Raw genomic sequence first — 21,877 nt, 5'->3', positions numbered from 1 at the left:
CTGAGGGTTGGATTAAATCATGGAAACGCCCTTAGCCGGCCGGATCATTCCCCTTCGCCGCCCTCATCGTCCCGCGTGCGGGGCTCGCGGGGGTCGCGCGGCGGGGGTTGCGGTTCGCGATCGCGGCCGGGCGTAATGCTGATGCTGCCGTCGCGGCCCATCTTCATCTGCAGACCCATGCCTTCCAGCGTGCCATCCATCATCTGCGGCGCCTGTTCGATCACGTCGCCGACCGGATCTTCCGGCCCGACGATCGCCTCGGGATCGGTCGCATTCTCTTCGACCACGACCGGTGCCTGTGGCGGCGCGAGGCCGAGCGCGGAGACCATGAAGTTCCGCCAGATTTGCGCCGGCACGCCGCCGCCGTGCAGGCCAGGATTGGGCGAGCTGTCGTCGTTGCCGACCCAGACGCCGACGACCAGATCTCCGGCAAAGCCGATGAACCACGCATCGCGGCTCTGTTGCGACGTGCCGGTCTTGCCATAAGCGTCCGTGCTCAGCACCGCCTCGCGTCCCGTACCCCGCAGCGAGGACGACAACAGGTCGAGCATCTTTTCGCGGATGTCGTCGGGCATCTTGGTGGTGCCGCCGGTCAGCGATTCGTACCAGCTCTTGTTGTCGCCCGTTTCCTCCAGCCCGCGCGGACGCACCGGATATTGGCCGTTGGCGATGGCCGCATAGGCTGCGGTCAATTCGAGCAACGAGACTTCGGCCGTGCCGAGGCCGATCGTCGCCTCGTTCGGGATTGGCGTCGAAATGCCGAGGTCGCGCGCTGCCTTGATGACGTTGCGCACGCCGACTTCCTGCGTTAGCCGTGCAGCGACCACGTTGGACGAGCGTGCGAAGGCGCGACGCAGCGGGATGGGCCCGAGATAGCGCCCATCGTCGTTCTTCGGCTTCCACCCGGCGATCTCGACCGGCGTATCGTCCGCCATCGTGTCGGGTGTCATGCCTTTCCGCATCGCTGCGAGGTAGACGAACAGCTTGAACGTCGACCCCGGCTGGCGCTGCGCCTGTGTCGCCCGGTTGAACGGGCTCTTGGTGTAATCCTTGCCGCCGACCATCGCGACGACGCGGCCGTCGCGTCGCATCGCGACCAGCGCGACCTGCGCCTGCCTGAGCCCCGCCTGCCGCACGACGCGCTCGGCGGTGCGCTGCAGTCGGCGGTCGAGCGTCGTCTTCACCGTCGCTTCGGTCTTGATCTCGCCCGCCTGATCGCGCGCCTGTGGCAGCACCCAGTCGGCGAAATATGTGCCGCTCGGCAACGTCGTCGGCCGGCTTGCCAGCACGCGCTGCGGCTGGACATCGGCGGCTTCGGCCTTGGTCAGGAAACCCGCATCCGCCATCGCGCGGACGACAACCATCTCGCGGCGGCGCGCGCCTTCCAGATTGTTCGTCGGGGCGAGGCGCGAGGGCGCCTTGACCAGCCCCGCCAGCATCGCCGCCTGCCCGACGTTCATCTTTTCGGGCTCGCGGCCGAAATAATGTTTCGACGCCGCGCGCAGGCCATAGACGTTGTCGCCGAAATACACGTTCGACAGATAACGCGACAGGATTTCATCCTTCGACAGCCACGCTTCCAGCCAGAAGGCGATCATGACCTCGCGGATTTTGCGCGCCGCGGTGCGGTCTGAGTCGAGAAAGGCGTTCTTTGCGAGCTGCTGCGTGATCGTGCTGCCACCCTCTCGCACGCCGCCGGAGCCGACGTTGTGGACGAAGGCGCGCAGAATGCCGCGCGGATCGATGCCCCAGTGCGACCGGAAGCGACGGTCCTCGATCGCCAGGAACGCCTCGGTGACGTGCGGGGGCAGCTTGGCGGCGTCGACCGGCTTGTCGATGATCGCCCCCCGCCGGGCGATCGGCGTGCCGTCGTCCGCGGTCAACGTGATCGACGGCGGCGTCGGCGGCTGCAGCGACTTGCTGAGCGGCGCGGTAACGGCGAGCCAGCCGATCGCGATGACCAGCAGGACGATGCCCGCGGCGATACCACGCAAAATCCAGCGGCCGATATGGCGAGGCCGACGGGGCGGCGGCTCCGCCGCTGCATCATGTTCGGGATCGAGGAAGGCGTCGAACCGCCCGGCGTATCGATCCTCGTCCGGCGCACGCGCCTCTTCGCGGCGCCAGCGCGGCGCCGATTCGAAGCGATCCTCCCCGTCGTCGAGGTCGTAGCGCTGGCCGATGCTGCCGCGGCGGTTGGTATCGATCGGTTCGTGACGCATCGGCTCGTCCCAGCGGTCAGCCATGACGTGTATTACTATCCTATAACAGCACGCGCAAGGGCCGGACGCTGTGGGGGAGGTGCAACCGCATTTACCCTTTTGCAGGCCCGAACGCCAGCGGCTGGCGCAGGCGCGCAGGGAGCGCTATCGCGAAACCATGACCCAGCAGCCCTCCTCACCCCCGCTCGTCGTCGGTATCGGCGGAACGATCGGCGGCGTTTCCTCGACCGAGCGCGCGCTGCGCATCGCGCTCGACGCGGCGGAACGCGAGGGCTTCGCGACGCGGATGTTCGGCGGCGCCGACATGGCGCGCCTGCCGCTTTACGATCCGCGCGCGACGAGCCGGACGGAGGACGAACAGGCGTTCGTCGCCGCGGTGCGCGGCGCATCGGCGGTCATCATCGCCAGCCCCGGCTATCACGGCAGCATCTCTGGCGTGGTCAAAAACGCGCTCGATCTGTTGGAAGAAACCGCGCGCGACGAACGCCCCTATCTCGCCGATCTGCCCGTGGGACTGATCGCCACCGCTTATGGGTGGCAGGCGACGGGGTCGACGATTGCGGCACTGCGCTCAATCGTCCACGCGTTGCGCGGCTGGCCGACGCCCTTTGCCGCGGCGATCAACACGCAGATCACCAAATTCGACGATGAAGGCGGCGCGAGCGATCCCGCCGTCTACGATCAACTGTGCCTGATCGGTCGCCAGGTCGCACGCTTCGCGCCGCTGGTGGCGCCGCGGTGAAGCCGATCAGCGCAAGCTGACCTGCAACCCGTCCATCACGAACTGCACCGCCAGCGCCGCCAGCAGCACGCCGAGCAGGCGCGTGATCACTGCCTCGATCCGAGTACCGAGCAGCCGCATCAGCGGCCCCGCGGCAAGCAACGCGACCAGCGTGAGCAGCAGGATCGTCACCATCGCGGCCAGCACGACCAGCGTCGCTTCCAGCCCGTTGGTACGCGCCATCAGCAGCATCACGGTCGCGATCGATCCAGGCCCGGCGATCATCGGCATCGCCATCGGGAAAATCGACACGTCTTCGACTTCCGGATCGGCAGCGACCTCCGCCGCACGGTCCTCGCGGCGCTGCGTGCGCTTCTCGAACACCATTTCAAGCGCGATCAGGAACAGCATGATGCCGCCCGCGATGCGGAAGCTCGCTAGGCTGATGCCCAGGCCATGAAGCAGTTTCTCTCCGAACAGCGCGAAGACGAACAGGATGGCACTCGCCACGCCGACCGCGCGGATGGCCATGCTGCGGCGTTGCAACGGCGACGCGCCCGACGACAGGCCGGCATAGATAGGCGCGCAACCCGGAGGGTCGATCACCACGAAGAAGGTGATGAGCGACGAGACGAACAGCTCGATCACGGCGCGACGCTCACGCCCTCGCGGCGGCAGGCGGATATGTACGTGTTCCGGATCAGACAGGCGATCGTCATCGGACCGACACCGCCGGGGACCGGCGTGATGGCGCCAGCCACCTCCTTGGCAGCGGCGAAATCGACGTCACCGACCAGCCCCGTCTCGGTCCGGTTGATGCCCACGTCGATCACCGTCGCGCCTGGTTTGATCCAGTCGCCCTGGATGAAATGGGGAATGCCCACCGCTGCGACGACGATATCGGCGGCCCGGCAATGCGCCGCGACATCGCGCGTGCGGCTGTGAACCACGGTGACGGTGCAGCTCTGCTGCAACAACAGCTGTGCCATCGGCTTGCCGACGATGTTCGACCGACCAACGACCACCGCTTCCATGCCCGCCAGATTGGGATGGATGTCGCGCAGCAGCATCAGACAGCCCAGCGGCGTGCAGGGCACGAACCCCTCCGCCCCGATCGCGAGGCGCCCGGCATTGACCGGGTGAAAACCGTCGACGTCCTTGTCCGGATCGATCGCGAGCAGCACCGCTTCAGCATCGATATGCTTCGGCAGAGGCAGCTGGACGAGGATACCATCGACGGTCGGATCGGCGTTGAGCCGCTGTACCAGAGCCAGTAGAGCATCCGCATCCGTGTCGGCAGGCAGGCGATGCTCGAAGCTCTCCATCCCCGTTTCGCGCGTCGCCTTACCCTTGGAGCGGACATAGACCGACGACGCCGGATCCTCGCCGACCAGCACGACGGCTAGGCCAGGCGCGCGGCCGGTCGCGTCGCGAAAAGCGGCAACATGCGCGGCGGTGCGGGTACGGAGCGCAAGGGCGTGCGCCTTGCCGTCGATGATCGTGGCGGTCATGGCGCCACGTCATAGAGGGCGGCAGCGGTTTTCGCCAGCACGGCCGCGTCCCCCGCAACATGCAACCGCTTCAAGCGCGCGGTGTCTCCGCCGATGAGCACGACCGCGCGCTTCGGAACGCTGAACCGGTCCGCCACCAGCGCAAGAAGCGCCGCATTCGCCTTGCCGTCGACCGGTGCTGCGGCCAGCCGCGCGACAAAATGCTCATCGGTACCGGCCAGTAAGGCATCGCGCCCGCTACGTGGGGTCACTCGAACGGCAAGGACGATGCCATCGTCGCGCACCGCCCAGGCCGGCATCGGCAGCGCCTCAGGCCGCGCCGTTGGTCAGAATCGCAGCGGCGATATTGGGGAGGAGGACGGAGTCTAGGATGCGGATGATGATTAGCACCGCGAGCGGGGCCAGATCGATTCCATTTATGTTCGGCAGAACGCGGCGGAGCGGCCGGTAGAGCGGCTCCGTCAGCGAATCGAGCCCGTAGTGCAGCGAGCGCACGAAATTGTTCGACGTGTTGATGACGTTAAACACGATCAGCAGCGAAAGCACGAACTGGACCATGATGATCCACCACAGCACGTCGAGCAGGATCATGATGATCTGAATCAGGGAAAGCGCGACCACGCCTGGGCTCCGGATAAGGGTTGAGGCCGGACCTAGCGATTAAACGGCGGAGGGCCAAGTCCTCCGCCCGTGCCAGGATGACGCAGCTCAGGCGTGGACGAGGGTGCCGGCGCCCGCCGAGGTAAAAATCTCGAGCAGCATCGCATGCGGCACGCGCCCGTCGAGGATCACCGCGGCGTCCACCCCCGCCTCGACCGCGGCGACGCAGGTATCGACCTTGGGGATCATGCCGCCCGAGATCGTGCCGTCCGCCTTTAGCGCCGCGATGCCCGTGGAATCGAGGTCGGTGAGCAGCACCTTGTCCTTGTTCAGCACGCCCGCAACGTCGGTCAAGAGGAAGAAGCGCGAGGCACCCAGCGCCGCGGCGATCGCGCCCGCCATCGTATCGGCGTTGATGTTATAGGTGTGCCCGTCCGCACCCAGGGCGATCGGCGCGACGACGGGGATGATGCCGCTGGCCGACAGCGTGTCGATGATCGTGCGGTCGACCGCCACCGGCTCACCGACGAAGCCCAGATCGACGTGGCGTTCGATCCCCTGCAACGTATCGGGCGTGTCGCGGCCGACCTTCATCGCGGTGACGAGGTTCGCGTCCTTGCCCGAAATGCCGACCGCGCGGCCGCCCGCCTGCCCGATCCAGGCGACGATTTCCTTGTTGATCGATCCGGCCAGCACCATTTCGGCGATGCGCGCGGTTTCGGCATCGGTGACGCGCAACCCGTCGACGAAGCGCGATTCGACCCCCAGCCGCTTCAGCATCGCGCCGATCTGCGGCCCGCCGCCATGGACGACGACGGGATTGATGCCGACCGCCTTCAGCAACACGACGTCCTCGGCGAAATCGCGCGCCAGTTCAGGATCGCCCATCGCATGGCCGCCGTATTTCACGACGAAGGTCTGACCGGCATAGCGCTGCAGATAGGGCAGCGCCTCGGTCAGCGTTTCGGCCTTGGCGAGCAGGGCAGCGGTGGCGGCGGAGTCGGTCATGCGGCGGCCTTTAGCGGTCCGCGGGCTGCGCTGATAGTCCTCCCCCGCCGGACGTAAGCGCGCCGGGCATAACGGGCGGCGTCGCTGACCGCCCCCTCCGTCCGCTTCGCTGCCCCCCCTTGACGGGGGAGGGCTTGGGCTCGCGTGTCGCCGTCGGCTGCGGGGCGTCTGGCCCGAAACTTAGGCTTGGCGGTCGAGGCGCTTGCCGAGGCCCACGAACACGTAGATCAGCGGCGGCACGAGGAGCGCCGAGAGCACGACCTTCACGATCATCTGCCCGGCCAGCAGTTCGCCGATCGGGAACACGCCGGCGAAGGCGATCGACACGAACAGCAACGTATCGACGATCTGGCTGAGCATGCTGGCGATGCCGGCGCGCAGCCAGAGGAGGCCGCCGCCCTCACGCCCCTTCAGCGCCGCGAAGATCGTGACGTTCAGCGTCTGCGAAATGCCATAGGCGATGATCCCGCCCAGCCAGATGCGCCACGTGCCGCCAAGCACCAGCTGGATCGCATCGCGATTGGCCGCCTGCATTTCGGGCGCGGCGGGCAGCGCATGGACGATGAACGACAGCAGGATCGAGACGATCAGCGGCACGAAGCCGATCTGCACCAGCCGGTTGGCAATGCTGCGCCCGTGCAGTTCCGCCATCGCGCTGGAGGTGACGACGAGCAGCAAGAAGGCGAAGATCCCCGCTTCCACCGCCAGCGGCCCCAGCCCGACCACCGGGCCCAGCGCGGACAACGGCCCCAGCGCCACCTGCTTGTTACCGAGCACGCCCGCGATGCAGACCATGCCGCCGTAGAAGATCGAAAAGGCGAAGAGCGAGCGCGGGATCGGCGCGGCGTGGGTGTCGTCCATCGCGCGGACCCTATCGGCTTTGGCGCGCGCGTCAAAGGGATTGGCGTGTGCGGCGGTGTCGGCGGCCTTTGCTTCCAAGAGTCTAGGGGCAAGCGACATGCGGTGGCACGCTCATCCCCCCTCACGCCGGATAGCGCCGTGGCAGGGGCGACGGCGGCGGATAGGAGTCGAAGTGCTACCCTGACCTCCCCCTCCGTCATGCCACCTCCCCCTGGCGGGGAGGAATTATCGTCGTGGCGAATGTCGATTGGGACTAATCCACATTATAACCGGCGCGGCTGCAACCCTTTGGACTGTCATGCGCTTCACCCATTCGCGCGCGCGTGAAGGACGCGTTTTGCGCAGGAGGGGCCGGCCATGTTGAAGATCGCACCCGGCCCCGACGCCGCGCTTGCCGCACGTTATGATCGGGTCCGTGCCCTCACCGTCGCGCTGACCGCGCCGCTGTCCGACGCCGACGCCAGCGTCCAGTCGATGCCCGATGCGTCGCCGGCCAAATGGCATCTCGCGCATACGACTTGGTTCTTCGAAACCTTCGTGCTGCGCGATCACGTGGACGGCTATGTGCTGCATGACGAACGCTTTCCGTTCCTGTTCAACAGCTATTACGAGGCGGAGGGCCGCCGCCACGCGCGCGACCGCCGCGGCATGATCACCCGGCCGACGCTGGACGAGGTGATAGCGTATCGCGCCTATGTCGATGCGGCGCTGCTGTCGGCGCTGCCCGACCTGCCTGCCGCCGCATGCGAGCTGGTGGCGCTGGGTTGTCATCACGAAGAGCAGCATCAGGAGTTGCTCGTCACCGATATCCTGCACCTGTTCGGCGAAAATCCGCTGGAGCCCGCGCTGTGGCCCGCCGCGCCCAAGGTGCCGGTCGCGATGCCGGGGCCGATCCGCTGGATCGAGCGCGCTGCGGGAATCGTCCGCGTCGGGCACGATGGCGATGGTTTTGCCTTCGACTGCGAGGGGCCGCGGCACGATGCGCTGCTCGCCCGTCATGCGATCGCCGACCGTACGGTCACCAATGGCGAATGGGCGGCGTTCATCGCCGATGGCGGCTATGCGGATGCGCGGCACTGGCTCGCCGACGGTTGGGCATGGGTGAAGGCGAACGGCATCGCCGCGCCGCTGTATTGGGAACGGCAGGACGGCGTGTGGACGCGCTTCGGCCTGGACGGACGCCGGCCGATCGATCCTGCCGCGCCGGTGACGCACATCAGCCTGTACGAAGCGGACGCCTATGCCGCCTGGGCCGGCGCGCGCCTGCCGACCGAGTTCGAATGGGAGGCCGCTGCGCAAGCGGCTGATGCGGCGGGTGGCAACCAGATGGATGCCGCCGGCCCGGTCGAGCCGCGCCCTGCCGCCCCCGGCGACCCCGCCTTTTTCGGCGACGTGTGGGAATGGACGGGCAGCGCCTATCGCCCTTACCCCGGCTTTCGCACCGTCGATGGCGCGGTCGGCGAGTATAACGGCAAATTCATGAGCGGGCAGTTCGTGCTGCGTGGCGGCAGCTGCGCCACGCCCCGCGGCCATGGGCGCCCCTGCTATCGCAATTTCTTCTACCCCCACCAGCGCTGGCAATTCACCGGCGTCCGGCTCGCCAAGGATATCTGATGCTGAAGCCCGAAATCGAGGACGGTCAGGCGAGCCTCGCCGATCCGCAATTCCGTGCCGACGTACTGTCGGGGCTCGAGCGGCGCCCGCGCGCGATTCCCGCCCGCTGGTTCTACGATCGCCGCGGATCGGAGCTGTTCGAGGACATCACCGTGCTGCCGGAATATTATCCGACGCGCACCGAAACCGCGATCCTGGAAGAGATTTGCCCCGAAGTGACCGAGGTCGTCGGCCGCGGCCGCGCGGTCGTGGAGTTCGGGTCGGGATCGTCGACCAAGACGCCGCTGCTGCTGCGCTGTGCCGCGCCGTCCGCCTATGTGCCGATCGACATTTCGGGCGATTTCCTGCGCGAATCGTCGCGCGTGCTGAGCGAGGCCTTTCCCGACCTGACCGTGCTGCCGTTCGAGGCGGACTTCATGCGGCCGCTGACGCTGCCGGCCGAAGTGGCGGACACGCCGAAGCTCGGCTTCTTTCCGGGTTCGACGATCGGCAACATGATCCCGCTGATGGCGGTCGACCTGTTGCGCGCGATGCGGGCGTCGCTGGGTGAAGGCGCGATGCTGCTGATCGGCATGGACCGGATCAAGGACGAAAGCACGCTGGTCGCCGCCTATGACGATGCGGCAGGCGTGACGGCGGCGTTCAACCTCAATCTGCTGGACCGGATCAATCGCGAGCTGGACGGCACGATCCCGGTCGACGCCTTCGCGCACGAAGCGCGCTGGAACGACGATCGGGCGCGGATCGAGATGCATCTGGTGGCGCAGCGCGACGTCGCCTTCACCATCGAAGGGCGCCCCTTCGCGATGCGCGCAGGCGAGAGCATCCACACCGAGAACAGCCACAAATACGCCTCGCGCGATGCACGTATCCTGCTGCGCTCGGGCGGGTGGACACCGATCCGCGAATGGACCGACCCCAAGGGGCTGTTCGGCCTCTACCTCGCCGAAGCGCAGCCGGAGCGGCCGGCGCCATAAGCGCGCCAGCCGCCGCAGGGCGTCACGGCCGCATCGTGGCGCGCCAAGTCGCGATATATTCGGTGTTGCCGCGGCATTCGCTCATCTCGTCCTGCGACACCAGGCGATAGCGGCTGCCGTCCCACGCGAAGGTCTGCCCCAAACCGCAATCTCCCAGGCCGCGCCCCTTGGCGTAGCTGGTCAGGACGTTCCGGTCGAAATCACCGTTGACGACGCTGGGGACCGGGGTTTGCGAATCCGCGCCCGTTGCGTCGAAGCCGGCAGGCGCGTCGACCTGCGCCGGGCGGACGTCGTTGCCGCGGACGACGAACAGCGCGCCGATGACGTTATACGCCCCTGCCGAGCAGGGCTGGATCACCAGCAGGCGCCCGTCCGGCGCCCTGGCGACCGAGGGGGTCGACTCCATCCCTTCGGACAGATCGCACCGGCCAATCCGCTTCATCGCCGCGACCACGGATGTCGGCAGCTTGGCGGTATAGCGCGTCAGTCGCTGTGCGGTGACGATCGGCAGCGCCGGCGCGGGCGGCACGCTCGCAGCGGGCTTGGCGCCCTGTGCGACGGTGGCCGTCACGGTGCCGGCGCGCCCTTGCATCGCATCGATGTAGCGCAACGCGGCCGAGGCGCCCTTTAGCGAGATCGCGCCGCCGGACACCTTGAGAACCCGACCGTTCGCCATCGCGGCGGCAAGGGCATTCGCGTCGCTGCCCAGATCACGACCGTCGACGGTGAATCGCGCCGCGGGCGTGTGCCCCGACGCGTCGGTCGCGCCCTCCCCCGATACCGTGTGATAGCGGCCCTGCGGGCCTGGGTTGCGGATCAGGTTGAGCGTCGCCCCGGCGCCCGCGCCATCGTCCGGCAGCAGCGACGCCATGGTGCACACCAGCCCATTGTCGCAGCCGACCTGCCAGTCACCGAACGTTTTGAGCGTGCCAGGTTTCGGCGTGACCGGCGCACGCGTCTTCGCCGTCGCGGGCGGACTGGCCGTCGTGCGGGGCCCGGCCTCCGGCGTCCGGGTTGGCGTCGCGTCGGCCTGCGGCTGGCTGGAGCAAGCGGCGAGCATCAGGGCGGCGAGGGCGACATGGCGGGTCATGATGGTCCTACTCAGCGAACGGGTTCCCGGTTCCAACGCCGCAACGCCGCCCGCAGCACCACGACGAAGATGACGAAGCCGACGATCACCGCGGGCAGCGACGCTTCGGGTCCGAACGCGCCGCCGCTCAGCCAGTCGGGGCTGCCCTGCACCGGCGCGCTGACGAACAGGCTGCCAGTGTCGGTGCCTCCCGAGACGCGCGCGCCGAACACCGGACCCTGGACGAAATTCCACGCGGCATGCACCCCCACCGCCATCCAGATGCGCCCGGTGACGAGGTAGAAAGCGGCGAGCATCAGCCCCGCCTCCACCGCGATCGCCAGCGCGGCGACCAGCGTCGCATTGGGGTTGGCGAGGTGCATCGCCCCGAATAGCAGCGCGGAGATCGCCAGCGCCGGCCACAGTCCCGCCGCGCGCATCAGCAGGCGGAAGACGACGAGGCGCAGCAGCAATTCCTCGGCGAACCCGGTGCGCAGCGCCCAGACGATGTCGGACGGCCAGTCGCCCCATTGGCCGGGCGCGAGCGTGTAGACGCCGAGCAGGCGCAGGCTGGTGAAGACGAGCGCGAACATCCCCGCCCCGATCGCGATGCCGGCGAGCAGCTCGGGCAGCAACGGCCGCGCGGCGATCTCCACCGGCGCGCGGCGTTCGCCGTAACGGACCGCGAGCGCATAGACCGCATAGGCGACCAGCACCGATCCGATCCGTACGGCATCGCGATAGGCGGGCGCCGCATGCAGCCAGCCGGGGAAGAGCAAGACGCTCATCACTACGAACAGCGCGACCATCCAGCCGAGCGCCGCCAGCCAGCGCCATCGGCCCGGCCGCAACAGGCCGCTATCCCCCAATACGATCATGCCCCTCTCCTCTGTGCGCGCGAGCCTATCCGGCTGGCAGGCGCCGGGAAAGCGGCTATGGCGAACGGCAAAGCGATCGATGGAGAGACATGATGCAGGCAGTGGGTGTGATCGGTGCGGGCCAGATGGGTGCCGGCATCGCGCAGGTGAGCGCGGCCGCGGGCTATCGCGTGATCCTGTCCGACGTGTCGGTCGAACGGGCCGAGGCAGGCAAGGCAGGAATCGCCAAACTGCTCGCCCGCGCGGTCGAGAAGGAGAAGATCGACGCAGGCACGCGCGATGCGACGCTCGCCCGGATCGATGCCGTCGGCGACGTCGCCGCGATGGCCGACTGCGGCCTCGTCATCGAGGCGGCGACAGAGCGTGAGGAGATCAAGCGGGCGATCTTCGGCAACGTCGGCAAGGTGCTGGGCAAGGACGCGATCCTCGCGTCGAACACCTCGTCGATCCCGATCACGCGGCTGGCGCAGGCGACCCCCGATCCGGCGCGGTTCATCGGTGTGCATTTCTTCAATCCGGTGCCGGTGATGGGCCTGATCGAGGTGATCCGGGGGCTTGCGACGTCGGACGCCACCGTCGGCGTCATCGAGGATTATGCCGAGCGGCTGGGCAAGGCCGTAGTCCGTGCCAACGACGCGCCGGGCTTCATCGTCAACCGCGTGCTGATGCCGATGATCAACGAAGCGATCTTTGCGCTCGGCGAGGGCGTCGCGACGATCCGCGACATCGACCTGGCCTGCCAATTGGGCCTCAACCACCCGATGGGGCCGCTGACGCTCGCCGACTTCATCGGCCTCGACACCTGCCTGGAGATCACGCGCGTGTTGTTCGAGGGCACGGGCGACCCCAAGTTCCGCCCGGCGCCGCTGCTGGTGAAGTATGTCGAGGCGGGCTGGTACGGCCGCAAGACCGGCCGCGGCTTCTACGATTACAGCGGTCCGCAACCCGAGCCGACGCGCTGAGGAGACCCGCCATGAGCCTGGACGACACGATCGTCGACACGCCCGAAGGTCCGATGACCTTCAAGGAATGGAAGAAGAAGAACCCGGTGCAGCTGCCCTCGCGCCGGACCAAGGGCAAAGATTTGCCCAATAAGGTGAAGACGCGGACGGGGGAGTGACCCTGTTTTCCCTCATCCCGGCGAACGCCGGGATCCATGGACTCGATGCCGTCGATCGGCGCGTGCTACGATCAGCCCCTCGTATCCATGGATCCCGGCGTTCGCCGGGATGACGAAGGCGGGCGTAGGAAAGCCGCATACACCCCCGCCAGCATCGCCAGCACCGGCACGCCGTAGACCAGCGTCAGCGCGAAGGCGGCGGTGAAAGGCGTCGTCGCCAGGATCGCGACGATCGCGCCTGCGCCGGCAAGGCTTACCCAGGGATAGCCCCACATCCGAAAGCCCACCGGCGGCCCATGGCGCCGCCGGAAGGCGAGGTGCGTCACGAAGATCATCCCCCAGGTGAACAACGCACCGAAGATCGACACCGCGATCATCACGCCCAGCGCCGCATCGGGCCGCCACGCGTAGACGCCGCCCGCGATGCCGATCCCCGCCGCCGACACGAGCAGCGCCGCCACCGGGACGCCGCGCGCATCGACCGCGCCCAGTCGCCGCGGCGCAAGGCCGCTGTCCGCCAGGCTGAACAGCATGCGCGAGGCGGTGTAGAGCTGGCTGTTCATCGCCGAGAGCGCCGCGACCAGCACGACGGCGTTGATGACGCCTGCCGCATAGGGCAGGCCGCTCGCCGCCATCACCGTGACGAACGGGCTGGTCGCCGTGCCGGCCTGCGTCCACGGCAGCACCGCCAGCATCACCGCAAGGCTGCCGAGGTAGAATAGCGCAAGGCGCAGCATCGTCGAGCGGAAGGCGCGGACGATCGCGCGTTCCGGATCGCGCGCTTCCCCGGCCGCGACCGCGATCATCTCGATACTGAGGTAGCTGAAGATCGAAACGATCACCGCGCTCCAGATGCCGCCGATACCGTGCGGCGCGAAGCCGCCATGGGCGGTGTAGTTCGCCAGCCCGACGCCCGGTGCGCCGCGGCCGATCACCCACAGGCCCAGCGCGATGAAGGCGAGGATGGCGACGACCTTGATCGCCGAGAACAGATATTCGACCGCGCCGAACGCCCGCACGCTGACGAGATTGACGGCAAGCAGCGCGACGCCGAACCCGCCGATCCACCACGCGCCGGCAACATCGGGCAGCCAATAGCGCATGTAGATCGCGACCGCGGTCACCTCCGTCCCGATCGCCAAGATGATGCAGGTGACATAGGCGTAGCGGACCAGGAAGCCGGCGAAGCGGCCGAGGTAGCGTTCGGCGAACAGGCCGAACGATCCGGTCGCGGGGTCGGCGACGGTCATTTCGGCGAGGCACCCCATCAGCGCCAGCGTGATGAGCCCGCCGATCGCATAGCTGACCAGCACCGCCGGCCCGGCGAGCTGGATCGCGAAGCCGCTGCCCAGGAACAGGCCGGTGCCGACCGCGCCGCCGATCGCGATCATCGCGAGCTGGCCCGGCCCAAGCGTCCTGCGAAGGCCGGTCATAGCGTCCGCGTCAGCCGATCAGCAGGCCGGCGAGCGCGGCCGACATCAGGTTGGCGAGGCTGCCCGCGGCGAGGGCGCGCAGGCCAAGCTTGGCGATCATCGGGCGCTGGTTGGGGGCGAGGCTGCCCGTCACCGCCATCTGGATCGCGATCGACGAGAAATTGGCGAAGCCGCACAGCGCGAAGGTGACGACGGCGATGGTGCGCGGGCTGAGCTGCGCGGCCTGCTTGCCGAGATCGATATAGGCGACGAATTCGTTGAGCACGATCTTCTCGCCGAACAGGCCGCCGGCGATCCCCGCCTCGTTCCACGGCACGTTGAGCAGCACCATCACCGGCTGGAAGACGTAACCGAGCAGCGCCTGAAAGCTGAGACCGGGCAGGCCGACCATGTTGCCGAGGCCGCCGAGCAGGCCGTTCGCCAGCGCGACGAGCGCGACGAAGGCGAGCACCATCGCGCCGACCGCGACCGCCAGCCGCACGCCGGTCTGCGCGCCCTGGGCGGCGGCCATGATGAGGTTCGCGGGCTTTTCCTCGTCATGCGTCGCTTCGGGCAGGGGCTCGCCCGGCGTGCCTTCGGGCAGCAAGGCGGCGGGGCCGGCACCGCTGATCCGGTGGTCGGCGAGCGCGATCACACGGTTTTCGTCGGGCATGTCGCCCAGCGGCAGCTCGCCTTCGGGCGGCATGGTGCGATCGGGCATGATGATCTTCGCCATCAGGATGCCGCCCGGCGCCGCCATGAAGCTGGCGGCGAGCAGATATTCGATGCGGATGCCCATCGAGGCATAGGCCGCGAGGATCGTGCCCGCGACGCCCGCCATGCCGCTGGTCATGACCGTGAACAGCTGCGGCGGGGTGAGGCCGGCCAGATAGGGGCGGATCACCAGCGGCGATTCGGACTGGCCGACGAAGATGTTCGCCGCGGCGCAGAGCGATTCGACCTTGGACGTGCCGATCACCTTTTCGATCGCGCCGCCGACCCAGCGTACCACGACCTGCATGACGCCGAGATAATAGAGGATCGAGACGAGGCTGGCGAAGAAGATGATGACGGGCAGCGCCGCGATCGCGAAGCTCTGGCCTCCGATGTCGGGGCTGGCGAGCTTGCCGAACAGAAACTCCGTGCCACGCTGCGAATAGCCGAGCAGCGCCGAGACGCCCGCCGACGCCCCCGCCAGCGCCGCACGGCCCGGGCCCCAGTAGAGCACGATCGTCGCGATCGTCGCCTGCAACGCGAACGCCGCGCCGACGACGCGCAGCCGGATCGCCTTGCGGTCGGTGGACAGCGCGAAGGCGATGCCGAGGATGACGAGGATGCCGGCAACGCCGATCAGGATACGATTCATGGTGTTTCCGCGAGGATAGGGAAAAGCCGCGGCCCCCCGGCAGCGACAGGGCAGCATACACGGGCTTTTTGTCGAGGAAAGTGAGGATTGAAGCGTGGCGGTCCGCGGTGGCGCGGCGGCGGCGCGAATCCGGGTTCCGGCGGGAGAGGGCTCGCGGAAGTGGACGAAGTGGACGCTATGGTATCGTCGGAAGCGAGGGGTCCGCGGCGCCCGTCGCGCAGCGGCGGGGCGAAGGGCGGACGGGTCATGGGGAGGGTGTAGCAGATCGGGGGCGTGTAGGACAGGGTGGCGGCGGGTTGCCCGCTCCGTCAGCCGTGTGGCGCGTTACCTTGCCGCACCCACCCCGTCACCCCGGACTTGGTCCGGGGTCCGCTGGGCCGCGCTGGCATGGCAAGAGGCTTTGTAGCGCGATGACGCCGTCATTGCGAGCGCAGCGAAGCAATCCAGGGCGTCCTGGTCCGGCTCTGGATTGCCGCGCTTCGCTCGCAATGACGGCCCTGGTTCAATAAGATGTCATCTCACTCCAGCCATCCCCCTCGCCGCGAAGTGGACCCCGGATCAAGTCCGGGGTGACGGGGTGTTTTGGGGGTGCGTTGGCGTGTCGCCTCAGCCTTCGTCGGACGACGTTTGATAGCGGACGGTGCGCCCACTCCGCCCTAGCGGCTGGCGCCGGGCTTCCACAGCACGTCGCCCTCGCCTGCCCCGTTGACGACGCGGGTGGCGACGAAGAGCCAGTCGGACAGGCGGTTGAGATAGGCGAGTGCCTGCGTCGCCTCGCTGCCCATCGTCACGACGCTGCGTTCCGCGCGGCGCACGATCGCGCGGGCGAGGTGGAGCGCCGCTGCCGCCGGAGTGCCGCCGGGCAGGATGAAGCTGGTGAGCGGGGACAGGCCCTCGTTCATCGCGTCGATCTCCGCCTCGAGCCGTGCGACCTGTGCGGGCACGATGCGCAGCGCGCCCTCGATGCCCATCGGCGTGGCGATATCCGCGCCGAGATCGAACAGGTCGTTCTGGATGATCAGAAGCCGGTCCGCGGGCGCCGCGCCGGCGAGCGCCGCGATCGCGACGCCGATCGCGCTGTTCGCCTCGTCGACGTCGCCGATCGCCTGCATCACCGCCGCAGCCTTGGACACGCGCGATCCGTCGACGAGGCCCGTCGTGCCGGCGTCGCCGGTGCGCGTGTAGATGCGGTTGAGCTTGACCATCGGGCGGGCGTGCGACGCTTAGGTTCGGCCGCCGACGAACAGGATGACGACGATGATCAGGATCGCCAGCGCCTGAAAGAAGACGCGCATCTGCATCATCTTGTTCGATTTCAGCGAAGCCGCGGATGGCCCTTCGCCATTGCGGACCTGGGCGTGACTATCCTGGAGGAAGGCGATGACGCCCCGCACCAGCGCGACCACCGTCGCCAGCATCGCCGCGATCAGCAGAATGACGAGGAAGGTGTTCATGACACGTACTTAAGCACGCTGCGCGGCAAAGCCAATGGGAAGCCGCCCGGCGCGCAAGCGCGCGGCGAGGGCGCGGCCGTCCTCTCCCGCCTGTCGCAGATCGGCGAGCCCGGGTGCGCCGTTGCGCTTGGCGAGCCGCGTGCCGTCCGGCCCGGTCAGCAGCGGGTGGTGGCGATAGAGCGGCGTCGGCAGGTTGAGCAGCGCTTGCAGCAGGCGGTGAACGTCCGTCGCCGGGTAGAGATCGACGCCGCGGACGACGTCGGTGACGCCCTGTGCGGCATCGTCGACGGTCACCGCAAGGTGATAGCTGGCGGGCGCATCCTTGCGCGCGAGCACCACGTCGCCGAACGCCGCCGGATCGGCGGTGCGATCGCCCGCGCCCATTTCGTGCCAGTGGAGCGGGCCCGTCTGCGCCAAGGCCGCGCCCATACGCAGCCGCCAGGCATGCGGCTCGCCCGTGGCGATCCGCGCCGCCGCGACGGCCGGGTCGCAATGCCGACAGAGGCCGGGATAGACCGGTCCGTCCGGGCCATGGTGCGGCGCGCTGGCGCTTTCCGCGATCTCACGCGCGATATCGGCGCGGGTGCAGAAACAGGGATAGAGCAGCGCCGCCCCACGCAGCCGGGCGAGCGCCGCGTCGTACAGCGCCAGCCGATGCGACTGGCGTACCACCGGGCCATCCCACGACAGACCCAGCCAGGCGAGATCGTCGAGGATGCCGGCGACGAACGTCTCGCGGCTGCGCGTCCCGTCGATATCCTCGATCCGCAGCAGGAAGCGGCCGCCCTTGGCGCAGGCATGGTCGTGCGCCTGGATCGCGGCATAGGCATGGCCCAGGTGCAGCAGGCCCGTGGGGCTGGGAGCGAAGCGCGTGACCACGGTGCCGGCACCGGGGGCGCTCATGCCGCGCGGCCCCGCCGGCCACCGCAAGCCGCTTGACCGCACCCAAGGGCGCGTGCTGTCATACCCCCGTCACTCTCATGGGCGACATGGCCCATGGGTAACCCGTGGGAGGAGCCGTGTTTCATCCCGATCTGATCCGCCATCCCGACAATTGCCCCGCGTTGGTGCTCAACGCGGACTATACGCCTTTGTCTTATTATCCCTTGAGCGTCTGGCCATGGCAGACCGCGGTCAAGGCAGTGTTCCTCGACCGGGTCGACATCGTCGCGCATTACGAGCGCGAAGTGCGCAGCCCGAATGCGGCGATCAAGCTGCCGTCGGTCATCGCGCTCAAACAATATGTGCGCCCCTCCGCCTTTCCCGCCTTCACCCGCTTCAACCTGTTCCTGCGCGATCGCTTCGCCTGCCAGTATTGCGGGGTCAGCCGCGACCTGACGTTCGACCATGTCGTGCCGCGCGCGCAAGGGGGCCGGACGACGTGGGAGAATGTCGTCACCGCCTGCGCACCCTGCAACCTCAAGAAGGGCGGGCGCACGCCGAAGCAAGCGGGCATGCCGCTGTATGTCGAACCGATCCGCCCGACCAACTGGCACCTTCAGGAACATGGCCGCGCCTTTCCGCCCAACTATCTGCACGACACGTGGCACGACTGGCTCTACTGGGATGTTGAGCTGGAAGCATAAGCGGAGACGATAGTTGCGGCGACACGGAATGACGGCATCGCTGGTCCTTGCGGTGGCCCTGCTGAGCGCATGCGGCAAGAAGAGCGAGGAGAAAGCGGCGCAGGCGGACGCGGTCGCCAATGCCGCCGGCTTCGTGCCGCCCGCCGTCACCAGCCGCGTCGATTTCTCGACCGCGATGGACCAGCGCTTCCGCAGCCTCGACCGCAACGGCGACGACCGCATCGACGCGACCGAGCTGCCGCGCCAGAACAGCCGCCTGATGGGGCTGGACCGCAACAAGGACGGCGTGATCAGCCAGATCGAGTGGAGCGAGGGCACGATGCGCCGCTTCGACCAGATGGACCTCAACCACGACGGCACGGTGACGTCGGAAGAGGAAAGCGAATGGCGCGCCGCCCGCGACGCCGGGCGCGAACCCGCCGCGCAGCCGACCACGCCGGTGCTGGGCGATACGCTGAGCAACCAGGGGACGCGGGCGCAATAGGGGCGACGTAGGCCTTCCAAACACGCCGTCACCCCGGACTCGTTCCGGGGTCCACCGGGCCGCAAGGGAATCGCAAGAAGCTCCAGCCGTCCCCCTCGCCGCGGGGTGGCCCCCGGAACGAGTCCGGGGTGACGGAGTGGGTGGGGCAATGGCTCCACCCTCGCCTTCACTTCAGCTTTCCGCTTCGAAACCCCAAGCCCGGTTGACCCGGTCCCTGCCGCAGCGCAGCATGCGGACATGGCCAATATCGACCCCGCTTCGCTTCCGCCGATCGCCAACAATCCCGACGTGCGCTTCCTGGGCGCAAAGCTCGGCGACGTCATTCGCACCTATGGCGGCGAGGCGTTGTTCGAGGCGACAGAGGCGATCCGGCGGGCGTCGGTGGAGCGCCATCGCGGCACGGGCGACGGCGATGCGGTGCATCGTCACCTGCAGGACCTGGGCCTCGACGAAACGCTCGATTTCGTCCGCGGATTCATGCTCTTCTCGATGCTCGCCAATCTGGCCGAGGACCGCCAGGGCATCGCCGCCGAACAGGGCGCGGATGTCGCCGCGGCGCTCGCGACGTTGCAGGCGGAGGGGATCGACCGGGCCGAGGTGCAGCGCCTGCTCGCCCATGCGCTGATCGTGCCGGTGCTGACCGCCCACCCGACCGAGGTGCGGCGCAAGAGCATGATCGACCACAAGAACCGCATCGCCGAGCTGATGGCGGCGAAGGATTCGGGCCGCGCGGAAACGCCCGACGGCGATCTGGTGGACGATGCGATCACCCGCCAGATCGCGTTGCTGTGGCAGACGCGCGTGCTGCGGCGCGAGCGACTGTACGTGACCGACGAGGTCGAGACCGCGCTGAGCTACATGCGCGACGTGTTCCTGCCCGCGCTGCCCGCGCTGTACCAGCGTTGGGATCGCGCGTTCGGGGAACGCGTGCCGAGCTTCGTGAAGCCGGGCAGCTGGATCGGCGGCGACCGCGACGGCAACCCCTTCGTCACCGCCGATTCGCTGCGCACGGCCTTGTCGCGCGCGGCGGAGGCGGTGCTCGGCTTCTACCTCGACGCGGTCCATGCGCTGGGCGCCGAACTGTCGATCTCGACCGAACATGCCGCGGTGGACGACGCGGTCGTCGCGCTGGCGGATGCGAGCGGTGATACCGCCGCCAGCCGCAGCGACGAACCCTATCGCCGCGCGCTGTCGGGCATCTATGCGCGCCTCGCCGCGACGCACGAGAAACTGACCGGCAAGCCCGCCGCGCGCCCCGGCCGGCTGACCGGCGAGCCCTATCCCGACCCGCAGGCATTCCGCGCCGACCTTGCCGCGATCGCGCATGCGCTGGCGAGCGCGGGGGCGCTCAAGACCGGCGGCGCGCTCGGCCGGCTGATCCGTGCGGTCGAGACGTTCGGCTTCCACCTCGCGACGCTCGACCTGCGCCAGAACAGCGCGGTCCACGAACGCGTCGTCGCCGAATTGCTGAAGACCGCAGGCGTCGAGGACGATTATCTGGCGCTGGACGAGCCGGCGCGCGTCGCGCTGCTGCGCGGCGAGCTGGCGCATGCGCGGCCGCTCGCCAGCCGCTTCACCACCTATTCGGACGAGACGCAGTCCGAATTGCAGATCGTGCTCGCCGCCGCGGAGGCGCATGCCACATACGGCCCGGCGTGCATCACCAACTATATCGTGTCGATGGCGCAGTCGGTGTCCGACCTGCTCGAAATCAACCTGCTGCTGAAAGAGGTCGGCCTGTACCGCGGTGGCGACGAGCCCTCCGCGGCGATCATGGCGGTACCGCTGTTCGAGACGGTCGGCGACCTCGAGGCCGCGCCCGGCATCATGACCGACTGGTTCGCGCTGCCCGAGATCGCGCACATCGCGGCGAAGCGCGGTCATCAGGAGGTGATGATCGGCTATTCGGACAGCAACAAGGACGGCGGCTATCTGACCTCTACCTGGCAGCTGTCGAAGGCGTCGACTGCGCTGAAGCCGGTGTTCGAGGCGGCGGGCGTCGGCATGCAGCTGTTCCACGGCCGCGGCGGTGCGGTGGGGCGCGGGGGCGGCAGCGCCTTTGCGGCGATCCGCGCGCAGCCGCCGGGCACGGTGCAGGGCCGCATCCGCATCACCGAACAGGGCGAGGTGATCGCGGCGAAATACGGCACCCGCGACAGCGCGATGACCAATCTGGAGGCGATCGCCTCGGCGACATTGCTCGCCAGCCTGGAGCCCGAACGGCTGTCGAACGCGCAGAATGCGGACTTCACCGGCGCGATGGACGCCTTGTCGGACACCGCGTTCCACGCCTATCGCGACCTCGTCTACGGCACGGAAGGCTTCCGCACCTTCTTCCGCCAGATGACGCCGATCGGCGAGATCGCGGGCCTGAAGATCGGCAGCCGCCCAGCCAGCCGCAAGAAGAGCGACGCGATCGAGGATCTGCGCGCCATCCCCTGGGTGTTCAGCTGGGCGCAGGCGCGCACGATGCTGCCTGGTTGGTACGGCGTCGGGCAGGCGATCGCGGCGTTCGGAGACAAGGCGCTGCTGCGTGACATGGCGCAGGGGTGGCCGCTGTTCGCCTCGACGCTCGCCAATATGGAGATGGTGTTGGCGAAGTCCGATATCGCGATCGCCGGCCATTATGCCGAGCTGGTCGAGGACAAGGCCCTGCGCGACGGCATCTTCACCCGCATCCGCGACGCCTGGCATCTGACGCATGACGGGCTGCTCGACGTGACCGGGCAGACGCGGCTGCTGGAAAAGCATCCGGCGCTCGATGCCTCGATCCGGCTGCGGCTGCCGTATATCGAGCCGCTGAACTTCCTGCAGATCGAACTGATGAAGCGCCACCGCGCGGGCGAGGACGATCCGCGGATCGGCGAGGGCATCCTGCTGTCGATCAACGCGATCGCGACGGCGCTGCGGAATTCGGGGTGATGCTGCGCGAACCCTCCTTACACCGTCACCCCAGCGCAGGCTGGGGTCTTTAGCGATGACGGGCTGACGGCA

General features: G+C 68.2%; 22 protein-coding genes. 8 read left to right on the top strand and 14 right to left on the bottom strand.

The window, feature by feature from the left end; all coding sequences use genetic code 11:
• Nucleotides 1-44 precede the first annotated feature (44 nt).
• Nucleotides 45-2,246: a transglycosylase domain-containing protein gene (locus ACGVWT_RS08915; protein WP_315460865.1), complete on the bottom strand. Its 2,202-nt coding sequence runs from the start codon at nt 2,244-2,246 to the stop codon at nt 45-47.
• Between the two features lie 133 nt (nt 2,247-2,379).
• Between ACGVWT_RS08915 and ACGVWT_RS08910 the strand changes: the two genes are divergently transcribed.
• Entirely contained in the window at nt 2,380-2,964 is a 585-nt protein-coding gene (locus ACGVWT_RS08910; RefSeq protein WP_017980384.1) for an NADPH-dependent FMN reductase, read from the top strand.
• A gap of 6 nt (nt 2,965-2,970) precedes the next feature.
• Here ACGVWT_RS08910 and ACGVWT_RS08905 read toward each other — a convergent pair whose 3' ends face one another.
• The 6 genes from ACGVWT_RS08905 to ACGVWT_RS08880 all read right to left on the bottom strand — a co-directional run bounded on the left by ACGVWT_RS08905 (nt 2,971) and on the right by ACGVWT_RS08880 (nt 6,923).
• Nucleotides 2,971-3,591, bottom strand: a complete 621-nt coding sequence (locus ACGVWT_RS08905) for a MarC family protein (protein WP_043060971.1) — start codon at nt 3,589-3,591, stop codon at nt 2,971-2,973.
• Nucleotides 3,588-4,454: a bifunctional methylenetetrahydrofolate dehydrogenase/methenyltetrahydrofolate cyclohydrolase FolD gene (gene folD / locus ACGVWT_RS08900; RefSeq protein WP_315460866.1), complete on the bottom strand. Its 867-nt coding sequence runs from the start codon at nt 4,452-4,454 to the stop codon at nt 3,588-3,590. Before folD ends, ACGVWT_RS08905 begins: the two co-directional genes overlap by 4 nt.
• Nucleotides 4,451-4,753, bottom strand: a complete 303-nt coding sequence (locus tag ACGVWT_RS08895) for a DUF167 family protein (protein WP_315460867.1) — start codon at nt 4,751-4,753, stop codon at nt 4,451-4,453. Before ACGVWT_RS08895 ends, folD begins: the two co-directional genes overlap by 4 nt.
• A 10-nt stretch (nt 4,754-4,763) precedes the next feature.
• On the bottom strand, nt 4,764-5,075 hold the full coding sequence (locus tag ACGVWT_RS08890; RefSeq protein ID WP_017980388.1) for a YggT family protein: 312 nt from the start codon (nt 5,073-5,075) through the stop codon (nt 4,764-4,766).
• A gap of 87 nt (nt 5,076-5,162) precedes the next feature.
• The gene (gene argB, locus ACGVWT_RS08885; RefSeq protein ID WP_315460868.1) at nt 5,163-6,062 is read right to left on the bottom strand and encodes an acetylglutamate kinase; all 900 of its coding nucleotides are present in this window, start codon (nt 6,060-6,062) and stop codon (nt 5,163-5,165) included.
• Between the two features lie 180 nt (nt 6,063-6,242).
• A complete protein-coding gene (locus ACGVWT_RS08880) occupies nt 6,243-6,923 on the bottom strand; it encodes a queuosine precursor transporter (RefSeq protein ID WP_116461342.1) in 681 nt (226 codons plus the stop codon).
• Nucleotides 6,924-7,280: 357 nt separating this feature from the next.
• On the opposite strand from ACGVWT_RS08880, the gene egtB reads away from it, so the two are divergent.
• Together egtB and egtD are read left to right on the top strand one after the other, a co-directional pair.
• Nucleotides 7,281-8,537 (top strand): ergothioneine biosynthesis protein EgtB, encoded by a 1,257-nt coding sequence (gene egtB / locus ACGVWT_RS08875; RefSeq protein ID WP_315460869.1) that lies wholly within the window; start codon nt 7,281-7,283, stop codon nt 8,535-8,537.
• Complete coding sequence (egtD, locus tag ACGVWT_RS08870) at nt 8,537-9,514, top strand: L-histidine N(alpha)-methyltransferase (protein ID WP_315460870.1); 978 nt, start codon at nt 8,537-8,539, stop codon at nt 9,512-9,514. The genes egtB and egtD overlap by 1 nt, the downstream gene beginning before the upstream one ends.
• 22 nt (nt 9,515-9,536) lie before the next feature.
• Here the strand turns inward: egtD and ACGVWT_RS08865 are convergent, their stop codons facing one another.
• Both ACGVWT_RS08865 and ACGVWT_RS08860 read right to left on the bottom strand, forming a co-directional pair.
• Nucleotides 9,537-10,604, bottom strand: a complete 1,068-nt coding sequence (locus ACGVWT_RS08865) for a DUF1176 domain-containing protein (RefSeq protein WP_315460871.1) — start codon at nt 10,602-10,604, stop codon at nt 9,537-9,539.
• 11 nt (nt 10,605-10,615) lie between these two features.
• Entirely contained in the window at nt 10,616-11,461 is an 846-nt protein-coding gene (locus tag ACGVWT_RS08860; protein ID WP_315460872.1) for a CPBP family intramembrane glutamic endopeptidase, read from the bottom strand.
• Nucleotides 11,462-11,553: 92 nt separating this feature from the next.
• Between ACGVWT_RS08860 and ACGVWT_RS08855 the strand changes: the two genes are divergently transcribed.
• Nucleotides 11,554-12,423, top strand: coding sequence for a 3-hydroxybutyryl-CoA dehydrogenase (locus tag ACGVWT_RS08855; RefSeq protein WP_315461022.1), 870 nt, complete (start codon nt 11,554-11,556; stop codon nt 12,421-12,423).
• Between the two features lie 11 nt (nt 12,424-12,434).
• Nucleotides 12,435-12,581, top strand: a complete 147-nt coding sequence (locus tag ACGVWT_RS08850; protein WP_017980396.1) for a hypothetical protein — start codon at nt 12,435-12,437, stop codon at nt 12,579-12,581.
• Between the two features lie 71 nt (nt 12,582-12,652).
• Here the strand turns inward: ACGVWT_RS08850 and ACGVWT_RS08845 are convergent, their stop codons facing one another.
• The 5 genes from ACGVWT_RS08845 to gluQRS form a co-directional block, all read right to left on the bottom strand.
• Entirely contained in the window at nt 12,653-14,014 is a 1,362-nt protein-coding gene (locus ACGVWT_RS08845; RefSeq protein ID WP_315460873.1) for an amino acid permease, read from the bottom strand.
• Nucleotides 14,015-14,024: 10 nt separating this feature from the next.
• Nucleotides 14,025-15,359 carry a NupC/NupG family nucleoside CNT transporter gene (locus ACGVWT_RS08840; protein WP_116460262.1) on the bottom strand — a complete coding sequence of 445 codons (1,335 nt, stop codon included), beginning with the start codon at nt 15,357-15,359 and terminating at the stop codon, nt 14,025-14,027.
• A 656-nt stretch (nt 15,360-16,015) separates the two neighbouring features.
• Nucleotides 16,016-16,564: a cob(I)yrinic acid a,c-diamide adenosyltransferase gene (locus ACGVWT_RS08835; protein WP_315460874.1), complete on the bottom strand. Its 549-nt coding sequence runs from the start codon at nt 16,562-16,564 to the stop codon at nt 16,016-16,018.
• 18 nt (nt 16,565-16,582) lie between these two features.
• Nucleotides 16,583-16,813 (bottom strand): twin transmembrane helix small protein, encoded by a 231-nt coding sequence (locus tag ACGVWT_RS08830; RefSeq protein ID WP_017980400.1) that lies wholly within the window; start codon nt 16,811-16,813, stop codon nt 16,583-16,585.
• Between the two features lie 9 nt (nt 16,814-16,822).
• Nucleotides 16,823-17,716, bottom strand: a complete 894-nt coding sequence (gene gluQRS / locus ACGVWT_RS08825; protein WP_315460875.1) for a tRNA glutamyl-Q(34) synthetase GluQRS — start codon at nt 17,714-17,716, stop codon at nt 16,823-16,825.
• Between the two features lie 116 nt (nt 17,717-17,832).
• Between gluQRS and ACGVWT_RS08820 the strand changes: the two genes are divergently transcribed.
• The 3 genes from ACGVWT_RS08820 (at nt 17,833) to ppc (ending at nt 21,805) form a co-directional block, all read left to right on the top strand.
• The gene (locus tag ACGVWT_RS08820) at nt 17,833-18,399 is read left to right on the top strand and encodes an HNH endonuclease (RefSeq protein ID WP_017980402.1); all 567 of its coding nucleotides are present in this window, start codon (nt 17,833-17,835) and stop codon (nt 18,397-18,399) included.
• 28 nt (nt 18,400-18,427) lie between these two features.
• Nucleotides 18,428-18,883, top strand: a complete 456-nt coding sequence (locus tag ACGVWT_RS08815; protein ID WP_116460259.1) for a hypothetical protein — start codon at nt 18,428-18,430, stop codon at nt 18,881-18,883.
• Between the two features lie 237 nt (nt 18,884-19,120).
• On the top strand, nt 19,121-21,805 hold the full coding sequence (gene ppc, locus ACGVWT_RS08810) for a phosphoenolpyruvate carboxylase (protein ID WP_315460876.1): 2,685 nt from the start codon (nt 19,121-19,123) through the stop codon (nt 21,803-21,805).
• The last annotated feature ends 72 nt before the right edge of the window (nt 21,806-21,877 follow it).

This window comes from Sphingomonas sp. S6 (genome assembly GCF_043498045.1).
Taxonomy (GTDB): Bacteria; Pseudomonadota; Alphaproteobacteria; order Sphingomonadales; family Sphingomonadaceae; genus Sphingomonas.
Note: the sequence above shows the minus strand (reverse complement) of the source record. Positions and strands in the feature narration are given on the sequence as shown.